The organism is Bacteroides sp. 4_1_36 (genome assembly GCF_003466325.1).
In the GTDB taxonomy this organism is placed as follows: Bacteria; Bacteroidota; Bacteroidia; order Bacteroidales; family Bacteroidaceae; genus Bacteroides; species Bacteroides uniformis.
Genome location: NZ_QSOX01000022.1, coordinates 43,161 through 61,851, shown reverse-complemented (window position 1 = coordinate 61,851; position 18,691 = coordinate 43,161). Strand labels below are relative to the sequence as shown.

Genomic DNA, 18,691 nt, shown 5'->3' with positions numbered 1-18,691 from the left:
AGCCTGTAAATCAGGTAATTCGGTTAGGAACCCTTCGTGAAAAGGGTTCTTAACCTTTTTGTGTATATATTTAAAATTAAGTTCTACAAATCCATTAACAGATGTCTTCAAATACTGTAAATCAAAGAGTTAATTTTGCTTCGACTAAGAATCCGCTTGAATATCCGGATTTTCTGGAAGTACAATTGAAGTCATTCAAAGACTTTCTACAACTGGACACCCCACCCGAGAAACGTAAGAACGAGGGACTGTATAAAGTATTTGCTGAAAACTTCCCCATTGCCGATACAAGAAATAATTTTGTTCTTGAGTTTTTGGACTACTATATTGATCCGCCGCGCTATACCATTGATGAATGTATAGAGCGAGGGCTTACATATAGCGTGCCTTTGAAGGCAAAATTGAAATTATATTGTACCGACCCCGACCACGAAGATTTTGACACGGTCATTCAGGACGTGTTCCTCGGTCCTATTCCTTACATGACGGATAAGGCAACATTCGTCATCAACGGTGCGGAACGTGTGGTTGTATCCCAGCTTCACCGTTCACCGGGCGTATTCTTCGGACAGAGCGTACATGCCAACGGTACCAAGTTGTACTCAGCCCGTATCATCCCGTTCAAGGGTTCGTGGATTGAGTTTGCCACCGACATCAACAACGTCATGTATGCGTACATTGACCGTAAGAAGAAATTGCCGGTTACCACTTTGCTGAGAGCCATCGGATTTGAGAATGACAAGGACATTCTCGAGATTTTTAATTTGGCGGAAGACGTGAAGGTGAACAAGACGAACCTCAAGAAGATGGTGGGACGTAAGTTGGCCGCACGTGTGTTGAAAACATGGATTGAGGATTTTGTAGACGAAGATACCGGTGAAGTTGTTTCCATCGAGCGTAACGAAGTCGTTATTGACCGTGAAACTGTAATCGAGCCGGAACATGTTGACATTATATTAGAGTCGGGCGTTCAGAATATCCTCGTACACAAGGAAGAACCGAACCAGTCTGACTATTCTATCATATATAATACTCTGCAGAAGGATCCGAGTAACTCGGAAAAAGAAGCTGTACTCTACATCTACCGCCAGTTGCGTAATGCAGACCCTGCCGATGATGCCAGTGCACGCGAGGTTATCAATAACCTGTTCTTCTCAGAGAAGAGATATGACCTGGGTGATGTAGGCCGTTATCGTATCAACAGAAAGTTGAACTTGACGACCGATATGGACGTGCGTGTCCTTACCAAGGAAGATATTATCGAAATTATCAAATATCTCATCGAGTTGATTAACTCGAAAGCGGATGTGGACGATATCGACCACTTGAGCAACCGTCGTGTGCGTACAGTGGGCGAACAGTTGTCCAATCAGTTTGCCATCGGTCTGGCACGTATGTCGCGTACTATCCGCGAGCGTATGAACGTCCGTGACAATGAAGTCTTTACTCCGATTGACCTGATTAACGCCAAGACAATCTCTTCCGTTATCAATTCATTCTTTGGAACGAATGCTTTGTCACAGTTCATGGACCAGACCAACCCGCTGGCCGAGATTACTCACAAACGCCGTATGTCTGCCCTGGGTCCCGGCGGTCTGTCACGCGAGCGTGCAGGCTTCGAGGTTCGTGACGTACACTATACTCACTACGGACGTCTTTGTCCTATCGAGACTCCTGAAGGTCCGAACATCGGTTTGATTTCTTCACTCTGTGTGTTCGCGAAAATCAACGAGCTTGGCTTCATTGAAACTCCGTACCGCAAGGTGGCAGAGGGTAAGGTTGATCTTTCTGACGAAGGTTTGGTTTACCTCACCGCAGAAGAAGAGGAAGCCAAGATTATTGCTCAGGGTAATGCTCCTTTGAACGATGACGGTACTTTTGTACGTGATAAAGTAAAATCCCGTCAGGATGCCGACTATCCGGTGGTTCCTCCTTCCGAGGTGGAATTGATGGACGTATCTCCCCAGCAGATTGCTTCTATTGCGGCTTCTTTGATTCCGTTCTTGGAGCATGATGACGCCAACCGTGCATTGATGGGATCAAACATGATGCGCCAGGCTGTTCCTTTATTGAAGAGCGAAGCTCCGATTGTAGGTACCGGTATCGAACGCCAGCTGGCACGCGATTCTCGTACGCAGATTACTGCCGAGGGTGACGGTGTGGTTGAATTCGTGGATGCAACGACTATCCGTATTCTGTACGACCGTACGGAGGAGGAAGAGTTCGTAAGCTTCGAGCCTGCATTGAAAGAATATAATATCCCGAAGTGGCGCCGTACCAACCAGAATATGACGATTGACCTCCGTCCGATTTGCGAGAAGGGTCAGCGCGTGACTGCAGGTCAAATCCTGACGGAAGGTTATTCAACCGAAGACGGAGAACTTGCACTGGGTAAGAACCTGCTGGTTGCTTACATGCCGTGGAAGGGCTATAACTATGAGGATGCTATCGTACTGAATGAACGTGTGGTTCGTGAGGACCTTTTGACCTCTGTACACGTAGAAGAATATTCTTTGGAAGTTCGCGAAACGAAGCGTGGTATGGAAGAGTTGACCTCTGACATTCCTAACGTAAGTGAGGAAGCGACTAAAGACCTTGACGAAAACGGTATTGTTCGTGTGGGTGCCCGCATCGAACCGGGTGATATCCTTATCGGTAAGATTACTCCGAAGGGTGAATCGGATCCTTCTCCGGAAGAGAAACTGCTCCGTGCCATCTTCGGTGACAAGGCCGGTGATGTGAAGGATGCTTCTTTGAAAGCCTCTCCTTCTTTGAAGGGTGTTGTTATCGGTAAGCGTCTGTTCTCCCGTGTTGTCAAGACCCGCAGCTCCAAGCTGGCCGACAAGGCTCTGTTACCGAAGATTGACGATGAGTTCGACGCTAAGATTGGTGACCTCAAGAAAGTGTTGATAAACAAGCTGTTGAAGCTTACAGAAAATTATACATCGGAAGGTGTGAAGGATTACATGGGTGCCGACATTATTTCCAAAGGCGCCAGATTCTCTGCTTCCGACTTCAGCGATTTGGACTTCACCGCTGTTCAGTTGAGCAACTGGACGAAGGATGAACATACCAACGGACTGATTCGTGCATTGGTGATGAACTTCATCAAGAAGTACAAGGAACTCGATGCCGAGCTGAAACGCAAGAAGTTCGCCATCACTATCGGTGACGAGTTGCCCGCAGGTATCATTCAGATGGCCAAGGTATACATTGCCAAGAAACGTAAGATTGGTGTCGGTGACAAGATGGCCGGTCGTCACGGTAACAAGGGTATTGTTTCCCGTGTGGTACGCCAGGAAGACATGCCGTTCCTTGCTGACGGTACTCCGGTAGACATCGTGCTGAATCCGTTGGGTGTGCCTTCACGTATGAACATCGGTCAGATATTCGAGGCCGTTCTCGGGCGTGCCGGAAAAAACCTGGGCGTGAAGTTTGCCACTCCTATCTTTGACGGTGCATCTTTGGACGATTTGAACGAATGGACCGATAAGGCCGGCTTGCCTCGCTACGGCAAGACAACGCTGTATGATGGTGGTACCGGTGAAGCATTCGAGCAGCAGGCTACGGTAGGTGTGACTTACATGCTGAAGCTCGGTCACATGGTTGAAGACAAGATGCACGCACGTTCCATCGGTCCGTACTCACTCATTACGCAACAGCCGTTGGGTGGTAAGGCACAGTTCGGTGGTCAGCGTTTTGGAGAAATGGAAGTTTGGGCACTCGAAGCGTTCGGTGCCGCACACATTCTGCAGGAAATCCTGACTATCAAGTCTGATGACGTTGTAGGACGTTCCAAGGCTTATGAAGCAATCGTGAAGGGTGAACCGATGCCTGCTCCGGGTATCCCCGAGTCACTGAACGTATTGCTGCACGAGTTGAGAGGTTTGGGCTTGAGCATCAACTTAGAATAATGGATAATTGATAATTGAGAGTGGATAATGCAAGTTACCATTCTCAATTATCGGTTTTCAGTTTTTCAATTTCAATTTTCCATTGTCAATTATCAATTAAATAAATTTATGGCTTTTAGAAAAGATAACAAGATAAAGAGTAATTTCTCGAAAATCTCTATCGGTTTGGCTTCTCCTGAGGAAATCCTTGAGAATTCGAGTGGTGAAGTTTTAAAGCCTGAAACCATCAACTATCGTACGTATAAGCCCGAACGCGACGGATTGTTCTGCGAGCGCATCTTTGGTCCTATCAAGGATTACGAGTGCCATTGCGGTAAGTACAAGCGTATCCGTTACAAAGGCATCGTCTGCGACCGTTGTGGTGTGGAAGTGACTGAAAAGAAAGTGCGCCGTGAGCGTATGGGACACATCCAGCTCGTTGTGCCCGTGGCTCACATCTGGTACTTCCGTTCACTTCCCAACAAAATCGGTTACTTGTTGGGCTTGCCCACCAAGAAGCTGGATGCCATTATCTATTACGAGCGTTATGTTGTCATTCAGCCGGGTGTACTGTCCGATGAAGTGGCACAGTATGACTTGCTTGAAGAAGGAGAATACCTGGACTTGCTGGAAAAGTTGCCGAAAGACAACCAGTTCCTCGAAGATTCAGATCCCAATAAGTTCATTGCCAAGATGGGCGCGGAAGCTATCTACGATTTGCTGTCACGCCTCGACCTTGACTCTTTGTCTTACGAACTGCGTAACCGTGCCGGAAGCGATGCTTCACAGCAACGCAAGACCGAAGCTCTGAAACGTCTTCAGGTAGTTGAGTCGTTCCGTGCATCACGCGGACGCAACAAGCCCGAGTGGATGATTGTACGCATTGTACCGGTTATTCCACCCGAACTTCGTCCGTTGGTCCCATTGGATGGCGGCCGTTTCGCAACTTCTGACTTGAATGACCTTTACCGTCGTGTCATCATCCGTAACAACCGTCTGAAGAGATTGATTGAAATCAAAGCTCCTGAAGTGATTTTGCGTAATGAAAAACGTATGTTGCAGGAAGCTGTCGACTCTCTGTTTGATAACTCCCGTAAATCGAGTGCAGTGAAGACCGACGCTAACCGTCCGTTGAAGTCACTTTCCGACAGTTTGAAGGGTAAGCAAGGACGTTTCCGTCAGAACTTGTTGGGTAAGCGTGTCGACTATTCCGCACGTTCTGTAATCGTTGTAGGTCCGGAGCTGAAGATGGGCGAATGCGGTATCCCTAAACTGATGGCAGCCGAGCTTTACAAGCCGTTCATCATTCGTAAGCTCATTGAGCGTGGTATCGTGAAGACGGTAAAGAGCGCCAAGAAGATTGTAGACCGCAAGGAACCCGTTATCTGGGACATTTTGGAACACGTGATGAAGGGGCATCCGGTGCTGTTGAACCGTGCCCCGACACTTCACCGTCTGGGTATCCAGGCATTCCAGCCTAAAATGATTGAAGGTAAGGCAATCCAGCTGCACCCGTTGGCATGTACGGCGTTCAATGCCGACTTCGACGGTGACCAGATGGCCGTGCACTTGCCGTTGAGCAACGAAGCGATTCTGGAAGCACAGATGCTAATGCTCCAGTCACACAATATATTGAACCCTGCCAACGGTGCTCCTATCACTGTGCCTGCTCAGGATATGGTACTTGGTCTGTACTATATTACGAAGCTGCGCAAGGGTGCCAAGGGTGAAGGCCTGACATTCTACGGTCCTGAGGAAGCGCTGATTGCCTACAATGAAGGTAAGTGCGACATCCATGCTCCGGTAAGCGTAATAGTGAAAGACGTTGACGAGAATGGTAACATTGTGGACAAGATGATGCACGATACCTCCGTGGGCCGTGTCATTGTCAACGAAATTGTTCCGGCAGAAGCAGGATATATCAATACGATTATCTCCAAGAAGTCACTCCGAGACATCATCAGTCACGTAATCAAGGTGTGTGGTGTTGCCAAGGCAGCCGACTTCCTCGACGGAATCAAGAACCTCGGTTATTACATGGCCTTCAAGGGTGGTTTGTCGTTCAACTTGGGCGATATCATTATCCCGGAAGAGAAGGAAGCATTAGTACAGAAAGGTTATGATGAAGTAGAGCAGGTAATCAATAACTATAACATGGGTTTCATCACGAACAACGAGCGTTACAACCAGGTAATCGATATCTGGACGCACGTGAACTCTGAGTTGTCCAACATCCTGATGAAAACCATTTCAAGCGACGACCAGGGTTTCAACTCTGTATACATGATGCTGGATTCCGGTGCCCGTGGTTCTAAGGAACAGATTCGTCAGCTCTCCGGTATGCGTGGTTTGATGGCGAAGCCCCAGAAAGCAGGTGCCGAAGGCGGTCAGATTATCGAAAACCCGATTCTTTCTAACTTTAAGGAAGGTCTGTCCGTGTTGGAGTACTTTATCTCTACCCACGGTGCCCGTAAGGGTCTTGCCGATACCGCTTTGAAGACGGCCGATGCCGGATACCTGACCCGTCGTCTGGTTGACGTATCGCATGATGTGATTATTAATGAAGAAGACTGCGGCACGCTCCGCGGATTGGTTTGTACGGCACTGAAGAACAATGATGAAACCATTGCCACTCTGTATGAACGTATCCTGGGTCGTGTATCCGTACATGATATTGTTCATCCTACAACTGGCGAACTGATTGTGGCCGGCGGTGAGGAAATTACCGAGGACATTGCACAACGCATTGAAGACTCTCCAATCGAGAGCGTTGAAATCCGTTCTGTATTGACCTGCGAATCCAAGAAAGGTGTTTGTGCCAAGTGTTACGGACGTAACCTGGCTTCCAGCCGTATGGTTCAGAAGGGCGAGGCAGTCGGCGTAATCGCTGCACAGTCTATCGGTGAGCCGGGTACACAGTTGACACTGCGTACATTCCATGCCGGTGGTACGGCAGCCAATATTGCTGCCAACGCAAGCATCGTGGCCAAGAATCCTGCCCGTCTGGAATTCGAAGAACTCCGTACGGTAGACGTTATCGACGAAGCAGGCGAACCGGCAAAGGTAGTGGTAGGCCGTTTGGCCGAAGTGCGTTTTGTGGATGTCAACACGGGTATTGTGCTTTCCACTCATAATGTACCCTACGGTTCTACGCTCTATGCAGCCGATGGTGAAATGGTAGAGAAAGGCAAGATGATTGCCCGTTGGGACCCGTTCAACGCGGTTATCATTACCGAAGCTACCGGTAAGATTGAATTTGAAGGCGTTATTGAAAACGTGACTTATAAGGTAGAGTCTGATGAATCTACCGGTTTGCGCGAAATCATCATCATTGAGTCTAAGGATAAGACGAAGGTGCCTACCGCACACATCATGACAGAAGACGGCGAACTGATCCGTACATACAACTTGCCAGTAGGTGGCCACGTAGTGGTTGAAGACGGTCAGAAGGTAAAGGCCGGTGAAGTTATCGTGAAGATTCCGCGTGCCGTAGGTAAAGCGGGTGATATCACGGGTGGTCTTCCCCGTGTCACTGAGTTGTTCGAGGCACGTAACCCGTCTAATCCCGCTGTGGTTTCAGAAATCGACGGTGAGGTTACCATGGGTAAGGTGAAACGCGGTAATCGCGAAATCATCGTTACTTCCAAGACCGGTGAAGTGAAGAAGTACCTCGTACCGTTGTCCAAGCAGATTCTGGTTCAGGAGAACGACTATGTACGCGCCGGTACTCCGTTGTCTGACGGTGCTATCACACCTGCGGACATCCTGGCTATCAAAGGTCCTACGGCCGTGCAGGAATATATTGTGAACGAGGTTCAGGACGTTTACCGTCTGCAGGGTGTGAAGATTAATGATAAGCACTTTGAAATCATCGTTCGTCAGATGATGCGCAAGGTGGAAATCGACGAGCCAGGTGATACCCGCTTCCTGGAACAGCAAGTTGTTGACAAGATGGAATTCATGGAAGAGAACGACCGTATCTGGGGAAAGAAGGTGGTAGTGGATGCTGGAGATTCCCAGAGTCTGCAGGCTGGCCAGATTGTGACGGCTCGCAAGCTGCGTGACGAGAACTCCATGTTGAAACGCCGCGACTTGAAACCCGTGGAAGTGCGCGACGCTGTACCTGCGACTTCTACTCAGATTCTTCAAGGTATCACCCGTGCTGCATTGCAGACTTCAAGCTTCATGTCGGCTGCTTCCTTCCAGGAAACGACGAAGGTACTGAACGAGGCTGCCATCAACGGAAAGGTGGACCGTCTGGAAGGTATGAAGGAGAACGTAATTTGCGGTCACCTGATTCCTGCCGGTACCGGACAACGCGAGTTCGAGAAGATTATCGTTGGCTCCAAAGAAGAGTACGACCGTATGCTTGCCAACAAGAAGACGGTACTTGATTATGCTGTAGACGAGAAAGTAGAGGGATAGCCTTACAACGTCAATATAATTCTATTAAATAGAGAGGGAATATCCTATAAGAAGGAGTATTCCCTCTCTGTTTTGTCTTTGCCTCTTCCTTCTGTACTGCAATGCTTCTGTATGTTTGTTACAGTGCTACTGCAAAACGGTTGCAGTGGCTTGCTCCTTTTTCAGAACGGATTATTATGTGTCTTTTTGAACTTAAATGTATATCATCCGAAAAAAAAGAGTACTTTTGGTCTATCTTTTAAGAACATTTTAAAAACAATTGTGCAACATGGAAAATCAAGAAAACAACAACGGTCAACTCCAGATAGAATTGAAGGAAGAAGTGGCGCAAGGTACATATGCCAATTTGGCTATTATAACTCATTCCAGTTCGGAATTTATTCTCGACTTTATCCGCGTGATGCCTGGAATGCCAAAGGCTGGCGTGCAATCGCGCATAGTTTTGGCACCCGAACATGCCAAGCGTTTGCTGCGTGCACTCGAAGAGAATATTGGGAAATATGAACGCGCTTTCGGACTGATTCGCATGCCGGACGAACAAACATTTCCGCCTCTTCCCAACATCAAGGGTGAAGCGTAAAATCAAAAAAAAACTTGTAGTGCATTGATTATTCAAAACTTATTAGTATCTTTGCAGCCCAAAAGTGTATAGTTTTGAATTAATATAAACAATAATATATAACTAAAAACAATTAAAATGCCTACAATTCAGCAATTAGTAAGAAAAGGACGCGAAGTGCTGGTGGAGAAATCAAAGTCTCCAGCCTTGGACTCTTGTCCTCAAAGACGTGGCGTTTGCGTGAGAGTGTATACAACCACTCCGAAGAAGCCGAATTCAGCTATGCGTAAAGTAGCTCGTGTACGTTTGACCAATGGTAAAGAGGTGAACTCTTATATTCCGGGAGAAGGTCACAACTTGCAGGAACACTCTATCGTGTTGGTACGTGGTGGTCGTGTAAAAGACCTTCCGGGTGTGCGTTATCACATCGTACGTGGTACTTTGGATACTGCAGGTGTTGCAGGTCGTACACAAAGACGTTCCAAATACGGCGCAAAACGTCCGAAACCGGGTCAAGCAGCTCCTGCTAAGAAGAAATAATCTGGTGGCCTGATTCCCAAAATAGGAAAATTTAAAGTAATAACTTACGTTTTAGTTTGTTGGAAATGCTAAAGGTTGAGTAAATTCTCCGGAGGGAGAGTTGAAGAAGACAGAAGTAAACAACCAAGAACGAAAAACATTATTCTTTCAGACAAATGAGAAAAGCAAAACCAAAAAAACGCGTTATCCTTCCGGATCCCGTGTTCAATGATGTAAAAGTTTCCAAGTTCGTGAATCACTTGATGTACGATGGAAAGAAGAATACTTCTTATGAAATCTTCTATGCTGCGTTGGAAACAGTGAAGAACAAAATGCAGAACGAAGAGAAATCCGCTCTTGAAATTTGGAAAAAAGCTCTGGATAATGTGACTCCTCAGGTGGAAGTTAAGTCTCGCCGTGTGGGTGGTGCTACTTTCCAGGTTCCTACAGAAATCCGTGCTGACCGTAAGGAATCAATTTCCATGAAGAACTTGATTATCTTTGCACGTAAGCGTGGCGGTAAATCAATGGCTGATAAGCTGGCTGCCGAAATCATGGATGCTTTCAATGAACAGGGCGGTGCTTACAAACGTAAAGAAGATATGCATAGAATGGCAGAAGCTAACCGTGCATTTGCTCATTTCAGATTCTAATACTATAAGAGACTAACCAATTAGAAGATTAAAAAACTTAAAGTAAGGGAATTAGAAAATGGCAAAGCATGATTTACATTTGACACGTAATATCGGTATCATGGCCCACATCGATGCCGGAAAGACAACGACTTCTGAACGTATTTTGTTTTACACGGGTTTGACCCACAAAATCGGTGAGGTACACGATGGTGCCGCTACAATGGACTGGATGGAGCAAGAACAAGAACGTGGTATCACTATCACTTCTGCTGCTACTACCACTCGTTGGAAATATGCCGGTGATACTTATAAAATTAACTTGATTGACACTCCGGGGCACGTTGACTTTACCGCTGAGGTAGAACGCTCTTTGCGTATTCTTGATGGTGCCGTTGCTGCTTATTGTGCAGTAGGTGGTGTTGAACCGCAATCTGAGACAGTTTGGCGCCAGGCTGATAAATATAACGTACCGCGTATCGCTTACGTTAATAAGATGGACCGTTCGGGTGCTGACTTCTTTGAGGTAGTCCGCCAGATGAAGGACGTTTTGGGCGCTAATCCGTGTCCTATCGTCGTTCCTATCGGTGCTGAGGAATCTTTCAAAGGTTTGGTAGACCTTATCAAAATGAAAGCTATCTATTGGCATGATGAAACAATGGGTGCTGACTATACAGTAGAAGAAATTCCTGCAAATCTGGTAGATGAAGCTAACGAATGGAGAGATAAGATGCTCGAAAAAGTGGCTGAGTTTGACGATGCTTTGATGGAGAAATATTTCGATGATCCTTCTACCATTACAGAAGAAGAGGTTTTGAGAGCTCTCCGTAACGCAACAGTGCAAATGGCTGTCGTTCCGATGCTTTGCGGTTCTTCATTCAAGAACAAAGGTGTACAGACATTGCTCGATTACGTGTGTGCATTCTTGCCTTCTCCGCTGGATACAGAGAACGTTATCGGTACAAACCCCGAAACTGGTGCTGAAGAAGATCGTAAACCGAGCGAAGACGAAAAGACTTCTGCTTTGGCATTTAAGATTGCAACAGACCCGTATGTAGGTCGTTTGACTTTCTTCCGCGTTTATTCCGGTAAGATTGAGGCTGGTTCTTATATCTATAACTCTCGTTCTGGTAAGAAAGAACGCGTATCCCGTCTGTTCCAGATGCACTCAAACAAGCAGAATCCGGTAGAAGTTATCGGTGCTGGTGATATTGGTGCTGGCGTAGGTTTCAAGGATATACATACTGGTGATACATTGTGTGACGAAACTGCACCGATTGTATTGGAGTCTATGGACTTCCCGGAACCGGTAATTGGTATCGCAGTTGAACCTAAGACTCAGAAGGATATGGATAAACTGTCAAATGGCTTGGCTAAGCTGGCTGAAGAAGATCCGACGTTTACAGTTAAGACTGACGAACAGACTGGTCAGACAGTTATCTCTGGTATGGGTGAGCTTCACTTGGATATTATCATCGACCGTCTGAAACGTGAGTTCAAGGTTGAATGTAACCAAGGTAAGCCTCAAGTTAACTATAAGGAAGCTATCACTAAGACAGTCAACTTGCGTGAAGTTTACAAGAAGCAGTCCGGTGGTCGTGGTAAGTTCGCTGATATTATCGTGAACATCGGCCCGGTTGATGAAGACTTCAAGGAAGGCGGATTGCAATTCGTCGACGAAGTGAAGGGTGGTAACATTCCTAAGGAATTTATCCCGTCTGTACAGAAGGGCTTCACTACTGCCATGAAGAATGGTGTGTTGGCAGGTTATCCGTTGGATTCACTGAAAGTAACCTTGATTGACGGTTCTTTCCACCCGGTTGACTCTGACCAGTTGTCTTTCGAAATCTGTGCTATCCAGGCATATAAGAATGCTTGTGCTAAGGCAGGCCCGGTATTGATGGAGCCTATCATGAAGCTGGAAGTTGTTACTCCGGAAGAGAACATGGGTGACGTTATCGGTGACTTGAACAAGCGTCGTGGCCAGGTGGAAGGTATGGAATCCAGCCGTTCCGGTGCACGTATCGTGAAGGCAATGGTTCCGCTGGCAGAAATGTTCGGTTACGTAACAGCATTGCGTACCATCACTTCTGGTCGTGCAACCTCTTCAATGGTATACTCTCACCACGCCCAGGTTTCCAACTCTATTGCCAAGGCAGTATTGGAGGAAGTAAAAGGTCGTGCTGACTTAATCTAAAAAAAAACTTGAAGTCCCGTAGGCTAGCGAATGACTCTTAGCCTGCGGAACTTCATCTTATATAACTATTTAATAATTAAAGACAGTAATGAGTCAAAAAATTAGAATCAAACTGAAATCTTACGACCACAACTTGGTTGACAAGTCAGCTGAGAAGATTGTAAGAACGGTGAAGACAACGGGCGCCATCGTTAGCGGTCCGATTCCTCTTCCTACGCACAAGCGTATCTTTACCGTGAACCGTTCGACTTTCGTTAACAAGAAGTCGCGTGAACAATTCGAACTCTCTTCTTACAAGAGACTGATTGACATCTATAGCTCAACAGCTAAGACAGTAGATGCTCTGATGAAGTTGGAGTTGCCGAGTGGTGTGGAAGTAGAAATCAAAGTGTAAGTATTAAAAATTAAGTGAAATGCCAGGATTATTAGGAAAAAAAATCGGAATGACATCCGTTTTCAGTGCCGAGGGTAAGAATGTACCATGCACTGTTATCGAAGCAGGTCCTTGTGTTGTTACTCAAGTGAAAACTGTAGAAAAGGACGGTTATGAAGCTGTTCAGCTGGGCTTCCAGGACAAGAAGGAGAAGCACACTACAAAGCCTTTGATGGGCCACTTTAAGAAAGCTGGAGTAACTCCCAAGAAACACTTGGCTGAGTTCAAAGAATTTGAAACAGAGTTGAATCTGGGTGACACTGTTACCGTAGAACTGTTCAATGACGCAACTTTTGTTGACGTTGTAGGTACTTCTAAGGGTAAAGGTTTCCAGGGTGTAGTAAAACGCCATGGTTTTGGTGGTGTAGGCCAGACTACTCACGGTCAGCACAACCGCGCTCGTAAGCCGGGTTCTATCGGTGCTTGTTCTTACCCTGCAAAAGTATTCAAAGGAATGCGCATGGGCGGACAGCTTGGTGGCGACAGAGTAACTGTTCAAAACCTGCAGGTATTAAAGGTAATCGCGGAGCACAATCTTCTTTTGATTAAGGGATCTGTTCCTGGTTGCAAAGGTTCAATCGTAATAATTGAGAAATAATGGAAGTTAACGTATATAACATTAAAGGTGAAGACACTGGGAGAAAGATTACGTTAAACGAGTCTATCTTCGGAATTGAGCCCAACGACCACGCTATCTACTTGGATGTTAAACAGTTTATGGCTAACCAGCGTCAGGGTACACACAAGTCAAAGGAAAGAAGCGAAATCAGTGGTTCTACTCGTAAAATCGGTCGCCAGAAAGGTGGTGGTGGTGCACGTCGTGGTGACATGAACTCACCGGTACTTGTTGGTGGTGGACGCGTATTCGGTCCGAAACCGAGAGATTACTACTTCAAATTAAACAAAAAAGTAAAGGCTCTGGCTCGTAAGTCAGCTTTGTCATACAAGGCTCAGAACAACGCAGTTGTAGTAGTAGAAGACTTCTCTTTTGAAGCTCCGAAGACTAAAGATTTTGTTGCAATGACAAAAAATCTTAAAGTTTCTGACAAAAAGCTGCTTGTGATTTTACCAGAAGCAAATAAAAACGTATATTTGTCGGCTCGTAATGTGAAGGGTGCTAATGTGCAGACTATCTCAGGGTTAAATACTTACAGAGTATTGGACGCTGGGGTCGTTGTGTTTGCTGAAAGTGCACTTTCTGCTATCGACAATATCTTAATGTAAAAAGGAGGCTTAAATAATGGGAATTATTATTAAACCGTTAGTGACAGAGAAGATGACTGCAATTACTGATAAGACGAATAATCGTTTCGGCTTTATCGTGCGTCCTGAAGCTAATAAACTGGAAATTAAGAAGGAAGTTGAAGCCCTTTACAACGTTACAGTAGTTGATGTGAATACAATGAAGTATGCCGGCAAAAACAAGAGCCGCTATACTCGTGCCGGTATCATCAACGGACGTACGAATGCGTTCAAGAAGGCTATCGTTACGTTGAAAGAAGGAGATACTATTGATTTTTATAGCAATATTTAATAAAAATGGCAGTACGTAAATTTAAGCCCACAACACCGGGGCAAAGACATAAAATTATTGGTACTTACGAAGAGATTACTGCACGGGTACCAGAAAAGTCTCTTGTATTTGGTAAGAAATCTTCAGGTGGTCGTAACAACGAAGGTAAGATGACTATGCGCTACATCGGTGGCGGTAGTAAGAAGATTATTCGTATCGTAGATTTCAAGAGAAATAAAGACGGTGTGCCTGCAGTGGTTAAAACAATTGAATACGATCCGAATCGTTCGGCTCGTATCGCTTTGTTGTTTTATGCAGATGGAGAAAAAAGATATATTATTGCTCCCAATGGATTGCAAGTTGGTACGACTTTGATGTCAGGTGAGACTGCCGCTCCGGAAATCGGAAACGCACTTCCGCTTCAGAATATTCCGGTCGGTACTGTAATTCACAACATCGAATTACGTCCGGGACAAGGCGCTGCCTTGGTTCGCTCGGCTGGTAACTTCGCTCAGTTGACTTCTAGAGAAGGTAAGTACTGCGTTATCAAGTTGCCTTCAGGTGAGGTTCGTCAGATCCTCAGTACTTGTAAGGCTACTATTGGTAGTGTAGGTAACTCAGATCATGGATTGGAAAGTTCAGGTAAAGCTGGACGTTCTCGTTGGTTAGGACGTCGTCCGCGTAACCGTGGTGTTGTTATGAACCCGGTTGATCACCCGATGGGTGGTGGTGAAGGACGTGCTTCAGGAGGACACCCGAGATCTCGTAAGGGATTGTACGCTAAGGGTCTTAAGACAAGAGCTCCGAAGAAACAATCGTCTAAGTATATTATTGAGAGAAGAAAGAAGTAATCTGATTAATTGAGTAAATTATGAGTCGTTCATTAAAAAAAGGTCCGTATATTAACGTTAAGCTTGAGAAGAAAGTGCTTGCCATGAATGAATCGGGCAAGAAAGTGGTAGTTAAGACCTGGGCCAGAGCTTCAATGATTTCGCCTGATTTCGTAGGCCATACTGTTGCAGTTCACAACGGAAATAAATTTATTCCTGTTTATGTTACCGAAAATATGGTAGGACACAAGTTGGGCGAATTTGCTCCAACTCGTACTTTCAGAGGACACGCTGGTAACAAGAAAAAATAAAACAGGATTTATCTGAAATAATAAAGTAATAATATAATGGGAGCAAGAAAAAAAATATCGGCTGAAAAAAGAAAAGAAGCCCTTAAGACCATGTATTTTGCGAAATTGCAAAATGTTCCTACTTCCCCCCGTAAAATGCGTCTCGTGGCTGATATGATTCGCGGGATGGAGGTGAACAGAGCACTCGGCGTTTTGAAGTTCTCTTCAAAAGAGGCTGCCGCAAGAGTGGAAAAGTTGCTGCGCTCTGCAATTGCTAACTGGGAGCAGAAAAACGAACGTAAAGCTGAAAGTGGCGAGCTGTTCGTAACCAAGATTTTTGTTGATGGTGGTGCTACACTCAAAAGAATGAGACCGGCTCCGCAGGGTAGAGGTTACAGAATTCGTAAACGTTCAAACCACGTAACGTTGTTCGTTGGTTCTAAAAGTAATAACGAAGATCAAAATTAAGGTAAATGGGACAAAAAGTTAATCCAATAAGCAACCGTTTAGGAATTATCAGAGGATGGGATTCCAATTGGTATGGTGGAAAGAATTACGGCGATTCTCTGCTGGAAGATAGCAAGATTCGTAAATATTTGAACGCTCGTCTGGCAAAGGCTAGTGTGTCAAGAATTGTAATTGAACGTACACTGAAACTCGTGACTATTACCGTTTGTACTGCACGTCCGGGTATCATTATCGGCAAAGGTGGCCAAGAAGTTGACAAGTTGAAAGAGGAGTTGAAGAAGGTTACTGATAAGGATATTCAGATTAATATCTTCGAAGTTAAGAGACCAGAGTTGGATGCTGTTATCGTGGCTAACAACATTGCCCGTCAGGTTGAAGGCAAAATAGCCTACCGTCGTGCCATCAAGATGGCTATTGCCAATACAATGCGTATGGGTGCGGAAGGTATCAAGATTCAGATTTCAGGACGTTTGAATGGTGCAGAAATGGCCCGTTCTGAAATGTATAAGGAAGGAAGAACTCCGTTGCACACTTTCAGAGCAGATATCGACTATTGTCATGCAGAAGCATTGACTAAGGTTGGTCTTCTCGGCATTAAAGTTTGGATTTGTAGAGGTGAAGTTTATGGTAAGAAGGAGTTGGCTCCGAACTTTACGCAAAGCAAGGAAAGTGGTCGTGGAAGCAATAGCGGAAACAATGGCGGAAAGAACTTCAAAAGAAAGAAAAATAATCGCTAACGAATTTGATTTTTAGGAATTATGTTACAACCGAAAAAAACAAAATTCAGAAGACAACAAAAAGGCCGTCAAAAGGGTAATGCCCAAAGAGGAAACCAGTTGGCTTTCGGATCTTTTGGTATTAAGGCCTTGGAAACGAAATGGATTACAGGCCGTCAGATTGAAGCTGCGCGTATTGCAGTGACAAGATATATGCAACGTCAAGGACAGATTTGGATTCGTATTTTCCCCGACAAACCTATCACCAGAAAGCCTGCTGATGTGCGTATGGGTAAGGGTAAGGGTGCGCCGGAAGGATTCGTAGCGCCTGTTACACCGGGTAGAATTATTATCGAAGCCGAAGGAGTATCTTATGAAATCGCTAAAGAAGCTTTGCGCTTGGCTGCACAGAAGCTTCCTATCACAACTAAGTTTGTGGTTAGACGTGATTATGATATTCAAAATCAAAATGCGTAAGAAGTATGAAAACAGCAGAAATTAAAGAGATGCCTACCAGTGACTTGGTAGAAAGAGTTGAAGCAGAAGTAGCTAATTACAACCAAGTGATTTTAAATCATTCTATTTCTCCTTTGGATAATCCTGCTCAGATCAAACAATTACGCAGGACTATTGCGCGTATGAAGACTGAATTACGCCAAAGAGAACTTAACAATAAATGATGAGCTTGATGGAAGCAAGAAATTTAAGAAAAGAAAGAACTGGGGTTGTGCTGAGCAACAAGATGGATAAGACCATTACAGTAGCAGCTAAGTTTAAGGAGAAACACCCCATATATGGTAAGTTCGTTAGCAAGACGAAGAAGTACCATGCTCATGATGAAAAGAATGAGTGCAATATCGGCGATACTGTACACATCATGGAAACTCGTCCTTTGAGCAAGACTAAGAGATGGAGATTGGTAGAAATAATTGAAAGAGCTAAGTAATTATGATACAAGTAGAATCCAGACTTACAGTATGTGATAATAGTGGGGCAAAAGAGGCTCTCTGTATCCGCGTTTTGGGTGGTACAGGTCGTCGCTATGCTTCAGTAGGGGACGTGATTGTCGTTTCTGTTAAGAGCGTTATCCCTTCAAGTGATATTAAAAAAGGTGCAGTGTCTAAAGCTTTGATCGTACGTACTAAGAAAGAAATCCGTCGTGCTGATGGCTCTTACATACGTTTTGATGATAATGCTTGCGTGTTGTTGAACAATGCAGGTGAAATTAGAGGTAGTCGTATTTTCGGTCCGGTAGCTCGTGAACTTCGTGCTACTAACATGAAAGTTGTGTCACTCGCTCCTGAAGTACTTTAATATTGTAAAAGATTTGAGTAATGAGTAAATTACATATTAAAAAAGGCGATACAGTTTATGTAAACTCCGGTGAAGACAAGGGTAAGACTGGTCGTGTATTGAAGGTTCTTGTTGATAAAAACCGCGCAATCGTTGAGGGTATCAACATGGTGTCTAAGAGCACAAAACCGAATGCTAAGAACCCGCAAGGTGGTATTGTGAAGCAAGAAGCTTCTATCCACTTGTCAAACTTGAACCCCGTTGATCCAAAGACTGGCAAAGCAACGCGTGTTGGTAGAAAAGTAAGTGCTGAAGGCACTTTAGTGCGTTATTCTAAAAAATCAGGAGAGGAGATTAAGTAATGAGTAATACTGCTAGCCTTAAGAAAGAATATGCAGAGCGTATTGCGCCTGCATTGAAATCACAGTTCCAGTATTCTTCTTCTATGCAGATACCCGTACTTAAGAAGATTGTTATCAATCAGGGTCTGGGTATGGCTGTTGCCGACAAGAAGATTATTGAAGTGGCAATTAATGAAATGACTACTATCACTGGCCAGAAAGCCGTGGCAACCATTTCTCGTAAGGATATTGCAAACTTTAAGTTGCGTAAGAAAATGCCGATTGGCGTTATGGTAACTCTGCGTCGTGAGAGAATGTACGAATTCCTTGAAAAGTTGGTTCGTGTAGCTCTGCCTCGTATCCGCGACTTCAAGGGTATTGAAAGTAAGTTCGATGGTAAGGGTAACTATACCCTTGGTATTCAGGAACAAATCATTTTCCCTGAAATTAATATCGATAGTATTACTAGAATTCTCGGAATGAATATTACCTTTGTAACCTCTGCGCAAACAGATGAAGAAGGGTATGCCTTGTTGAAAGAATTCGGTTTACCGTTTAAAAACGCTAAAAAAGATTGATAAT

At 45.0% G+C, this 18,691-nt stretch carries 20 protein-coding genes; all 20 read left to right on the top strand.

Going from position 1 to position 18,691, the window contains the following annotated elements:
- The first annotated feature begins 101 nt into the window (after nucleotides 1-101).
- The gene (gene rpoB, locus DXD65_RS17475; RefSeq protein ID WP_005825717.1) at nucleotides 102-3,914 is read left to right on the top strand and encodes a DNA-directed RNA polymerase subunit beta; all 3,813 of its coding nucleotides are present in this window, start codon (nucleotides 102-104) and stop codon (nucleotides 3,912-3,914) included.
- A 108-nt stretch (nucleotides 3,915-4,022) separates the two neighbouring features.
- On the top strand, nucleotides 4,023-8,318 hold the full coding sequence (rpoC, locus tag DXD65_RS17470; protein ID WP_008661873.1) for a DNA-directed RNA polymerase subunit beta': 4,296 nt from the start codon (nucleotides 4,023-4,025) through the stop codon (nucleotides 8,316-8,318).
- Between the two features lie 268 nt (nucleotides 8,319-8,586).
- On the top strand, nucleotides 8,587-8,898 hold the full coding sequence (locus DXD65_RS17465) for a DUF3467 domain-containing protein (RefSeq protein ID WP_005825714.1): 312 nt from the start codon (nucleotides 8,587-8,589) through the stop codon (nucleotides 8,896-8,898).
- 117 nt (nucleotides 8,899-9,015) lie between these two features.
- The gene (gene rpsL, locus DXD65_RS17460; RefSeq protein WP_005825712.1) at nucleotides 9,016-9,417 is read left to right on the top strand and encodes a 30S ribosomal protein S12; all 402 of its coding nucleotides are present in this window, start codon (nucleotides 9,016-9,018) and stop codon (nucleotides 9,415-9,417) included.
- 155 nt (nucleotides 9,418-9,572) lie between these two features.
- Complete coding sequence (gene rpsG / locus DXD65_RS17455) at nucleotides 9,573-10,049, top strand: 30S ribosomal protein S7 (protein WP_005825710.1); 477 nt, start codon at nucleotides 9,573-9,575, stop codon at nucleotides 10,047-10,049.
- A gap of 58 nt (nucleotides 10,050-10,107) precedes the next feature.
- Nucleotides 10,108-12,225 carry an elongation factor G gene (gene fusA / locus DXD65_RS17450; protein ID WP_016271993.1) on the top strand — a complete coding sequence of 706 codons (2,118 nt, stop codon included), beginning with the start codon at nucleotides 10,108-10,110 and terminating at the stop codon, nucleotides 12,223-12,225.
- 88 nt (nucleotides 12,226-12,313) lie between these two features.
- Nucleotides 12,314-12,619, top strand: coding sequence for a 30S ribosomal protein S10 (rpsJ, locus tag DXD65_RS17445; RefSeq protein ID WP_004291244.1), 306 nt, complete (start codon nucleotides 12,314-12,316; stop codon nucleotides 12,617-12,619).
- 19 nt (nucleotides 12,620-12,638) lie between these two features.
- Nucleotides 12,639-13,256 carry a 50S ribosomal protein L3 gene (rplC, locus tag DXD65_RS17440; RefSeq protein WP_005825708.1) on the top strand — a complete coding sequence of 206 codons (618 nt, stop codon included), beginning with the start codon at nucleotides 12,639-12,641 and terminating at the stop codon, nucleotides 13,254-13,256.
- Nucleotides 13,256-13,882: a 50S ribosomal protein L4 gene (gene rplD / locus DXD65_RS17435; protein WP_005825707.1), complete on the top strand. Its 627-nt coding sequence runs from the start codon at nucleotides 13,256-13,258 to the stop codon at nucleotides 13,880-13,882. The genes rplC and rplD overlap by 1 nt, the downstream gene beginning before the upstream one ends.
- 16 nt (nucleotides 13,883-13,898) lie before the next feature.
- Entirely contained in the window at nucleotides 13,899-14,192 is a 294-nt protein-coding gene (gene rplW, locus DXD65_RS17430; protein ID WP_005825706.1) for a 50S ribosomal protein L23, read from the top strand.
- A 5-nt stretch (nucleotides 14,193-14,197) separates the two neighbouring features.
- Nucleotides 14,198-15,022 carry a 50S ribosomal protein L2 gene (rplB, locus tag DXD65_RS17425; protein WP_005825705.1) on the top strand — a complete coding sequence of 275 codons (825 nt, stop codon included), beginning with the start codon at nucleotides 14,198-14,200 and terminating at the stop codon, nucleotides 15,020-15,022.
- A gap of 20 nt (nucleotides 15,023-15,042) precedes the next feature.
- Nucleotides 15,043-15,312 (top strand): 30S ribosomal protein S19, encoded by a 270-nt coding sequence (gene rpsS, locus DXD65_RS17420; protein WP_002558070.1) that lies wholly within the window; start codon nucleotides 15,043-15,045, stop codon nucleotides 15,310-15,312.
- Nucleotides 15,313-15,348: 36 nt separating this feature from the next.
- Nucleotides 15,349-15,759 (top strand): 50S ribosomal protein L22, encoded by a 411-nt coding sequence (gene rplV, locus DXD65_RS17415; RefSeq protein WP_004291236.1) that lies wholly within the window; start codon nucleotides 15,349-15,351, stop codon nucleotides 15,757-15,759.
- A gap of 5 nt (nucleotides 15,760-15,764) precedes the next feature.
- The gene (gene rpsC, locus DXD65_RS17410) at nucleotides 15,765-16,496 is read left to right on the top strand and encodes a 30S ribosomal protein S3 (protein ID WP_004291235.1); all 732 of its coding nucleotides are present in this window, start codon (nucleotides 15,765-15,767) and stop codon (nucleotides 16,494-16,496) included.
- A gap of 21 nt (nucleotides 16,497-16,517) precedes the next feature.
- Nucleotides 16,518-16,952, top strand: coding sequence for a 50S ribosomal protein L16 (rplP, locus tag DXD65_RS17405; RefSeq protein ID WP_004291234.1), 435 nt, complete (start codon nucleotides 16,518-16,520; stop codon nucleotides 16,950-16,952).
- Between the two features lie 5 nt (nucleotides 16,953-16,957).
- On the top strand, nucleotides 16,958-17,155 hold the full coding sequence (rpmC, locus tag DXD65_RS17400; protein WP_005825702.1) for a 50S ribosomal protein L29: 198 nt from the start codon (nucleotides 16,958-16,960) through the stop codon (nucleotides 17,153-17,155).
- The gene (rpsQ, locus tag DXD65_RS17395) at nucleotides 17,152-17,421 is read left to right on the top strand and encodes a 30S ribosomal protein S17 (protein WP_005825701.1); all 270 of its coding nucleotides are present in this window, start codon (nucleotides 17,152-17,154) and stop codon (nucleotides 17,419-17,421) included. The genes rpmC and rpsQ overlap by 4 nt, the downstream gene beginning before the upstream one ends.
- Before the next feature lie 2 nt (nucleotides 17,422-17,423).
- Nucleotides 17,424-17,789: a 50S ribosomal protein L14 gene (gene rplN / locus DXD65_RS17390; protein WP_005825700.1), complete on the top strand. Its 366-nt coding sequence runs from the start codon at nucleotides 17,424-17,426 to the stop codon at nucleotides 17,787-17,789.
- A gap of 20 nt (nucleotides 17,790-17,809) precedes the next feature.
- Entirely contained in the window at nucleotides 17,810-18,130 is a 321-nt protein-coding gene (gene rplX / locus DXD65_RS17385) for a 50S ribosomal protein L24 (RefSeq protein ID WP_005825699.1), read from the top strand.
- The gene (gene rplE, locus DXD65_RS17380) at nucleotides 18,130-18,687 is read left to right on the top strand and encodes a 50S ribosomal protein L5 (RefSeq protein ID WP_005825698.1); all 558 of its coding nucleotides are present in this window, start codon (nucleotides 18,130-18,132) and stop codon (nucleotides 18,685-18,687) included. Before rplX ends, rplE begins: the two co-directional genes overlap by 1 nt.
- Nucleotides 18,688-18,691: the final 4 nt, after the last annotated feature.